The organism is Mucilaginibacter sp. P4_E8 (assembly GCF_056401495.1).
In genome coordinates, this window is sequence record NZ_JBFUJG010000191.1 from 1 (window position 1) to 7,647 (window position 7,647).

Below are 7,647 nucleotides of genomic sequence, written 5' to 3' on the forward strand. Positions count from 1 at the left end.
GGGTAACCAACCTCGTTCGACATAACAACGCCAGCAAGAGCAGCGGTCACCGGGCGGGTTGTGTCAATAGCCTTTACGGCTGCTACCAGTTTTTTGGCTATAGGAGTAAGTTCGCTGGCCGCAGGATGATCGGCCAGATGGCCTTTTCCGTAGATCTGAGGGTTACGACCTGTATTTAATATTTCATGTGTATATGGATCATTAGGATAATCAATTTCATTACCTATGCTCCACATGATAATTGAGGGATGGTTACGCGCTCTCAGCACCATATCGCTGACATCGCGATCAGCCCATTCTTTAAAATATTCATGATAACCGTTTTTTGACGGGGTGCCCACATTCCAGCCGGCTACCCATTTATTTTTACCTATCTCCCATTCATCAAACGCCTCATCCATTACCAAAAAACCCATCTTATCGCACAGATCATATAAATAATCAGCGTGGGGATTATGGCTCAGCCTAAGTGAATTAACCCCGACATCCTTCAATATTTTGAGGCGGCGCACCCAAACCTCTTGCGGAACGGCCACACCCAGCGCACCAGCATCGTCATGAATACAAACACCTTTCAGTTTTGTGCTTTTATCATTTAAAAAGAAACCCTTATCCTTATCAAAACGGATGCTGCGGATGCCTACAGCCTGCGTTACCTCATCAACCGGTTTGCCATTGCGGCTAAGCGACACGCTGAGTTTATATAGATGAGGGTTTTCAGTGTCCCATATTTGTGGAGCGGTTATTTTTTGTTCAAACTCAACCTCCTGTTGGCCAGCCTTTGCCCGGAGCTGTTTTTGTACGGATGCTACCGCTTTGGCCTTATCATTAAACAGGTTCACCTTTACGGTCACATTTGCATCACCGGCAGTGCTGTTGGTAATGTTTACTTTAACCTTTACCGTAGCCTCATTGGGCGAAACCTTTGGCGTGGAAAATGCCACATCCCATGGGTCAATATGTACTTGATCTTTAACAATCAGATAAACATTGCGATAAATGCCTGAGCCGGTATACCATCTCGAGTCCGCAAATTCGCTGTGATCAACCTTAACGGCTATCGTGTTTTTGCCATTTAAATTTAAATACTGGCTAAGCTCATATTTAAACGAAATAAAACCATTGGGACGTTTGCCCAAATGGTGCCCGTTTATCCATACTTCGCTACTTTTGTATACCCCGTCAAAATAAATGTATACCTGCTTGCCCCGCCAGCCACTATTGGCAGTAAAGCTTTTTTTATACCAGCCTATACCACCGGGTAAATAGCCGGTAGCACTTGCCCATTCATTACTAAATGGACCTTCAATACTCCAGTCATGTGGCAGATCTACAATTTTCCACTGGGTTTCGGTGGCGATACCGTTGATGCCCGTACCGATATCCCCTTTGTGAAACCTCCAGTTTGAATTAAACAGAGCGGGCCTACCCTTGTCCTGGGCTTTAAGCATCCCCGGCAATAGTATTATGCTCATAAAAAAAAGAAGGTGGTAGATTTTGTTTTTCATTTGAGATAGTGATAAGATGTTATTTGATAATACCTGTAAGGGTGATGATGGAGCGGGCGGGAATCACGTTTCTTGTTCCCGTTACTTTATGGGCCTTAAGCTCATCCGCCTGCGATGTAGTATATGCCGAGGTCAACTTAATATTGGCGTTGCTCATGTTTAGATTGGTAGCTACGTCATCAGCGTTTGGGTTGATGATAACCGCTGTAAAGTTCTTTCCATTTTTAAATGCGGAAACAAGCAGCGGCTTAACTGTTACTGCGGATGTAACTTCAGCATCAACCCTTATGGCTCCGGGCCTTATAAACCTGCTGTAATTTCCCATGGCCCAAAGCATTTTGCTGGTGTAAAAATTGCCATCTATTTTATTTTTATCTATATAGATAAGGCCATCCTTATAGTCATAAGCCGAAATGGCTGTCCACCACTGCCAGGCTGATGCATTTGCTGCGGTAAGGTCGGTATGAATAACCGAGGCTAAATACAGAGCCGCGTCAATACCCAGATCACGTTTGTTACCATCTATCTCGCCTGCATTATCGCCTAAAATACAATATTCCGATTGCCAGAAATCAAGTCCTTTTACAGCCGCCACACTATCGGCCAGTATCTTACGTGCTTTTATAGCGGTAGCCATTGGCGATGTGGTAAAGTAGCTGTGTGCTGCTATAGTTTTACTTACACCCGGCAGGTTACCAATGTAGTTTGCTGATCCGTCTCTATAAAAATCATTTATTTGGAGCCCTTTTCCTGGCTTATCACCTGCCGTAAATAAATAGTTAAGGCTCCCGGCTTCGCCAATAAGAATTTTTGAACTGATCTTATTGTTTACAAACTCTTTACTGATTGACTTCACGAGGCCTGCTACCTCCGCGTTGTTATACGGGCACCCCTCCTGCCCGCCATCGCTCCAATCCCATTGGGGTTCATTTACCGGGCTTATATAATCAAATTTAACTTTACTTACCCGCTCCACGCCTTTTACTACCCTGGCCAGATATGTGGCAAAGGCATCATATTTATCGGCCGATATATTTACCTTGCCACCGCTTGCATATGCCTTACCATTAATTGTAAACTGCACCGGAGGGCTATTGTTAAAACCTAAAAACTGGTTTACCCCGCGTTTTTTGGCTGCCTTTAAAAACCACACCTGTCCGGCCTGGTTTTGCCAGTTGTAGCTGCCATCATTGTTTAAAAACGATTCGGCACGGCGCCACTCATCTTTAATACCGCTTTGATCTGCCTGTTGGGCACTACCTGCACCAATATTAAACCGCCACAATGACAAACCGATACCCTTAGGCGAGCCATCAGTATAAGTATCGCGACTAAAAAACAGGTCGGCAATTTTATTGCGCTTATCATCGGGCCAATTGCCCACAAACTGACATGCCCATGCATCAGATGCACCAAAATTACTGATGGTTTGATATGTTTTTGAAAGATTGATATTAATAGTAACTGCTTTGATCTGACCGTTTACAAAAGAGGTATTAAGCCCTAAAGCAGTAATCACTAAAAGTATATTTTTTATAATAGATCTTAGTATCATCATATTTAAATCAACAATAAAACAGGGCCTAACAGCACTGTTTTATTGTAAAATTATTGTTGTACAATTTGCCACTGCTGGTTGTTGCCGCTGTTCCACGGCCATTGTATTATGCCTGCACCATTTGCGACAGACGCACCGTTAACATCAAGCGCGAGGCTACTGTTGCGATTTATAGCTTTGTATATGCCATCGCTTACAGCGGTAAGCTGCCATTGCTGGTTATTGCCTCCATTCCATGCCCATTGTATTATGCCTGCACCATTGGCTGTAGATGAGCTATTAACATCAAGCGCAAGGCTGCTGTTACGGTTGGTTACTTTGTAATAGCCACCACCATTATTGGTTATTTGCCATTGCTGGTTATTGCCACCATTTTGGGGCCATTGTATAATACCCGCACCATTTACAGTTGACCCTCCGTTAACATCAAGCGCAAGACCACTGTTGAGGTTTAAAAAGCGGTAATATGCCCCGGTATAAAAGGTATCGGTCCCCCCGGCGCCTACGCCCCAGGCATACTTAATACGGCTTAAGCCCGACACATTTGTGGTTGATACGGTTAAACTTGTTCCAGTACCACTCAGCTCCTGGATCCTGTAACTATCGCCGGTACGAATACCCGGCCAGTAAACCGCCCCCATTCCAAATGAACGTACCTGGTTGGTGAGGCCCTGCAGGTAAGCAATCTCCACATCGCCACCTATGGCACCGGTATAGTTTTTACCTCCTGTCATGGGAATGCCAAACTCAGTTAATACCGCACGGCTGCTGTAGCTGCCTATATTGCTTTTCAACCTGTTTTCCCATTGTAACGCGGTTGTATTAGTGCCGTTACTAAAGAAAGTATAATCATGTATGGATAAAAGACAGCCTGAAAAACGACTGTCGGCACCTACACCTGTAATATCCTGCGAATAAGAAGTACCACTGATGAGGATGCGGCCCTGCGGTACGGAGGGATAATTGCCTAACCATTGCGCACAAATGGTTGTCCAGTCGGTTAGGGAATAGCCATGAGGTTCATTAAATATTTCAAAATATACATGCGCGTTACCGCCGTATTTAGTAACAATAGTTTGCCACATTGACCAAAACTCTGTAGTGTTATCAATCTTCCCGTCTGCAGATGATTTGGCTTCCCAATAGCCCAGTATCACATTCATTCCCTTGCTCAACGCTTTATCAATAACCCCGGTATAGGAGTTCCACCAGGTTTGTGATACGGTTGAGTAATTTACAGGCAGCCTAACCGTATTAGCCCCTGTATTGTTCTGAATTCCCGTTAATACTGCATCGGCTTTGGCTGATACCGTAGCATAACTATCTGCCGAAGTTAAGCCACTTAATACCAATATCCCGTCGCTGAAGTTATCGCCATCAGCCGCCCAATTAACTCCCTTAAGCACGCTTGCCGGTGTTGAGTCTGTTTTAACCGGCTTTTCTCCGGTTTTTACTTCACTTACTGGCGATTCCTTTACCGCGATCATGTCCTTTTTACAGCCCGCTCCCACACAACATACCATCAATAATAAAACACATAGGTTCTTCATAATTTGTTTAGGTTAGTATTGGATTGAAAAAAGGGGAAAGAAAAAAACATCCTTCCCCTGGTATAAGTGCTGTTAATAGCCAGTATTTTGTTGCAGCTGGCCACCTGAAGCCTGTATCTCGGCCCTTGGTATTGGTAACCAGTAATGTTTGGTTGCAAAGGAACGGCCATCCAATGCTACTTTTGGTGTATAACTAAAGCTGCCATTAGCATTTTTGGTAATGATCATCCCTCCTGCCGGTTTGTTTTCGGTAACATCGGCAATTTTCCAGCGGCGCACATCGTAAAAACGGTGCTCTTCAAAGGCCAGCTCTACACGGCGCTCATAGCGCACCGCATCGCGCATTTGTGATTGTGAAAGCCCGGTTGCCAGCGCTGGCATATTAATTCCCGGACGCGATCTGATCTGGTTAATTGCCGTGCGTGCTGATAGTGTTGAACCCGAAGGAACAGCATCAGGACCGTATGCCTCGTTAGCAGCCTCTGCAAAGTTTAACAAGATCTCGGCATAGCGGAAATAGATCCACGGCTGAAAGCCTGCATTACCCCATGGGTTTTGAAGCGGGTAAGCATCATTCATGAACTTTTTAAGATAATAACCAGTTTTGGTAGTATTCCAGTTATCAGGTCCATCTTTACTGTCTTTACCACCCGGAATAAAGGCATCTATCGTTTGCCCCCTGTAGATAGATCCATTGTAAAGCACGGTTGCAGCAAACCTTGGGTCGCGGTTTGCATATGGATGGGTAGGGTCATAGCCTGATGTTGGATCGGTAATAGGTTTACCATCCATCATTTCATAATCATCAACCAGGTTTTGCAGCGGGGTATTGCCTGCCCAACCACCATAACCGTTTGGGCCATTGGCAATTTCAAGGTGCGTATGGTTAGCATTTTTGGTATATAAGCGAGCAAAAATGGTTTCGTTGGTTTCATTTATTAAAAACAGGTTACCATACCCGCCGGTATATATTCCATATTTATTGAGGCCGATAACCGCCTGCGCCGCGGTAACAGCATTAGCCCAGGTGCCTGCATTGTACAACGGGCTTGCCGCATAGAGCAATAACCTTGATTTTAAAGCCAATGCAGCACCCTTGGTAGCACGACCTAACATCCAGGTACCGTCATTATTTAGGGGGAGCTTTGAAGCAGCATCATCAAGCTGAGCAGTGGCGTAATCAATACTTTCTTTAATGCTCGCCCTTTTAAACAGTGATGGATCCTGTAAATTATCAGTAAGGTTAGTTACTTTATCGCCCATTAAAACAACGCCGCCATAATTGCGGATGAGGTCCTGGTAGCGGAATGCCCTTATAAATTTCAACTCGCCTTCAATACGTGTTTTATGCCCTGCACTTAAAGGCATGTTTGGTAAAAGACTTAAAGCATAATTACATTCCCTGATGCTCCTGTAGCTACGGCCCCAAAGTACACCGGCACCGCCTAAATTTTCAGGGGCCAGCTGCCCTCTTTGCACAAGCCAGGTAGCATCATCATTGTTATAGATCGATTCATCAGTAAGCGAGCTCCACATGCTGTATTCAAAACCACGGCCAAAACCAGGATTTGAGCCGTCACCTTCTTTGTCCTGTAATCTCTCGCCAATATATCGATTGGTTACAAATGCTTCAAAAACAGCCGTATCTGATTCTATGGCCGATGTTGCTATCCTATCCGTTGGTTGTACATTTAAAAAATCTTTTTTACATGCTGTCATGCTCAGCATACCGCCAATCATTAAATACAGCGAGGTTTTATATTTTAATTTCATTATCTGTCCTGATTAAAATTTCACGTTAACACCTAAGTTTATAATTCTCTGTTGCGGATAAAACTGGCCGCTACTATTGGTTTGGTCCGAATAGTTTTGGGCGCCTCCAGTTGTTCCTTCAGGATCATAATCCTTCACTTTTGTAATGGTAAATAAGTTAAATGCACTTACGTATACCCTCAAACCAGAGAGTTTAATTTTTGAAAGGAAAGGCCCGTTAAAGTTGTACCCTAACTGAACGTTTTTTAACCTAACGAAAGATGCGTCATTAAGCCAGAAGGTGTTTGGATACAATCCACCGCTGATGGCGTTTGATGCGCGGTCGGGTACCCTTGGATAAGTACCGTTCGGGTTTGTTGGGCTAAACCTGTTATTGGCCCAACTGCTGTAAAAGTTGCCAATGCTGCCGGATTCCGGTAAAACATACTGGCTAACCTGGGCCTGGCCTGAAAATAATACCGAAAGATCAAAGTTTTTATAAGCGGCGTTAAGGCTTAAGCCATAAGTAATTTGCGGAACATTACCGTATTTGGTACGGGTTTGATCATCGGCGGTTATTTGAGTGTCGCCGTTATAATCCAGATATTTCAGGTCACCAACCTTAGTACCCGGGACATGGGGGTAGCTGTCAATCTCCTGCTGTGTACGAAAAATGCCTATGCTGTTGTATAACAAATAGCTATTTAACGGCCGGCCTGTTTTGCTTTGGTAATCTAAAGTGCTGCTGGCTTCATCAATAAAGATTACCTTGCTCTTGGCGTAGGTAATGTTACCGCTTACACCCCAGGTAAATTCCTGCCCAGTGTGGTTGTAACCTAAGGTTGCTTCAAAACCTGAGCTGTTAATTTTACCGATATTTTCAGATGGCACTAATGGCGTGTATGTTGCTGATCCATCATTATAAGGGTTTACGATACCCGAAGAGCCCGGAAGCGAAGCATTTCTTGTTGTAAGAATATCAGACCTTTTTTGCTTAAAGTAAATAGCCTCTAAAGTAAAGTTGTGCAGGAAGGTGGCGTTAATACCTACATCCAGTTTTTTGGCTACTTCCCATGTAATATTTGGATTTGCTAATTTTTTCAGGCTAACATTAGGTTGGATAACGTTAGAACTTGCAGACGGATCATAGGCCACAAAGCCGTTACCAACCAAAACATAATTATCAAAATACTGAAAGTTGTCAACGTTATCATTACCCAATGAACCGTATGATGCCCTGATCTTCAGATCATCAAAAAAACCGACGCTGCTTTTAAAC

At 44.0% G+C, this 7,647-nt stretch carries 5 protein-coding genes; all 5 read right to left on the reverse strand.

The window, feature by feature from the left end; translation table 11 throughout:
- On the reverse strand, positions 1-1,475 hold a 1,475-nt coding region (locus tag AC1DRQ_RS28190; RefSeq protein ID WP_477428954.1), incomplete at its 3' end, for a glycoside hydrolase family 2 protein.
- Between the two features lie 52 nt (positions 1,476-1,527).
- Complete coding sequence (locus AC1DRQ_RS28195; RefSeq protein WP_477428956.1) at positions 1,528-3,066, reverse strand: glycoside hydrolase; 1,539 nt, start codon at positions 3,064-3,066, stop codon at positions 1,528-1,530.
- A gap of 50 nt (positions 3,067-3,116) precedes the next feature.
- Entirely contained in the window at positions 3,117-4,616 is a 1,500-nt protein-coding gene (locus AC1DRQ_RS28200) for an RICIN domain-containing protein (protein ID WP_477428958.1), read from the reverse strand.
- Between the two features lie 72 nt (positions 4,617-4,688).
- The gene (locus AC1DRQ_RS28205) at positions 4,689-6,389 is read right to left on the reverse strand and encodes a RagB/SusD family nutrient uptake outer membrane protein (RefSeq protein WP_477428960.1); all 1,701 of its coding nucleotides are present in this window, start codon (positions 6,387-6,389) and stop codon (positions 4,689-4,691) included.
- A gap of 12 nt (positions 6,390-6,401) precedes the next feature.
- Positions 6,402-7,647: SusC/RagA family TonB-linked outer membrane protein (locus AC1DRQ_RS28210; RefSeq protein ID WP_477428962.1), on the reverse strand; the 1,246-nt coding region annotated here is incomplete at its 5' end.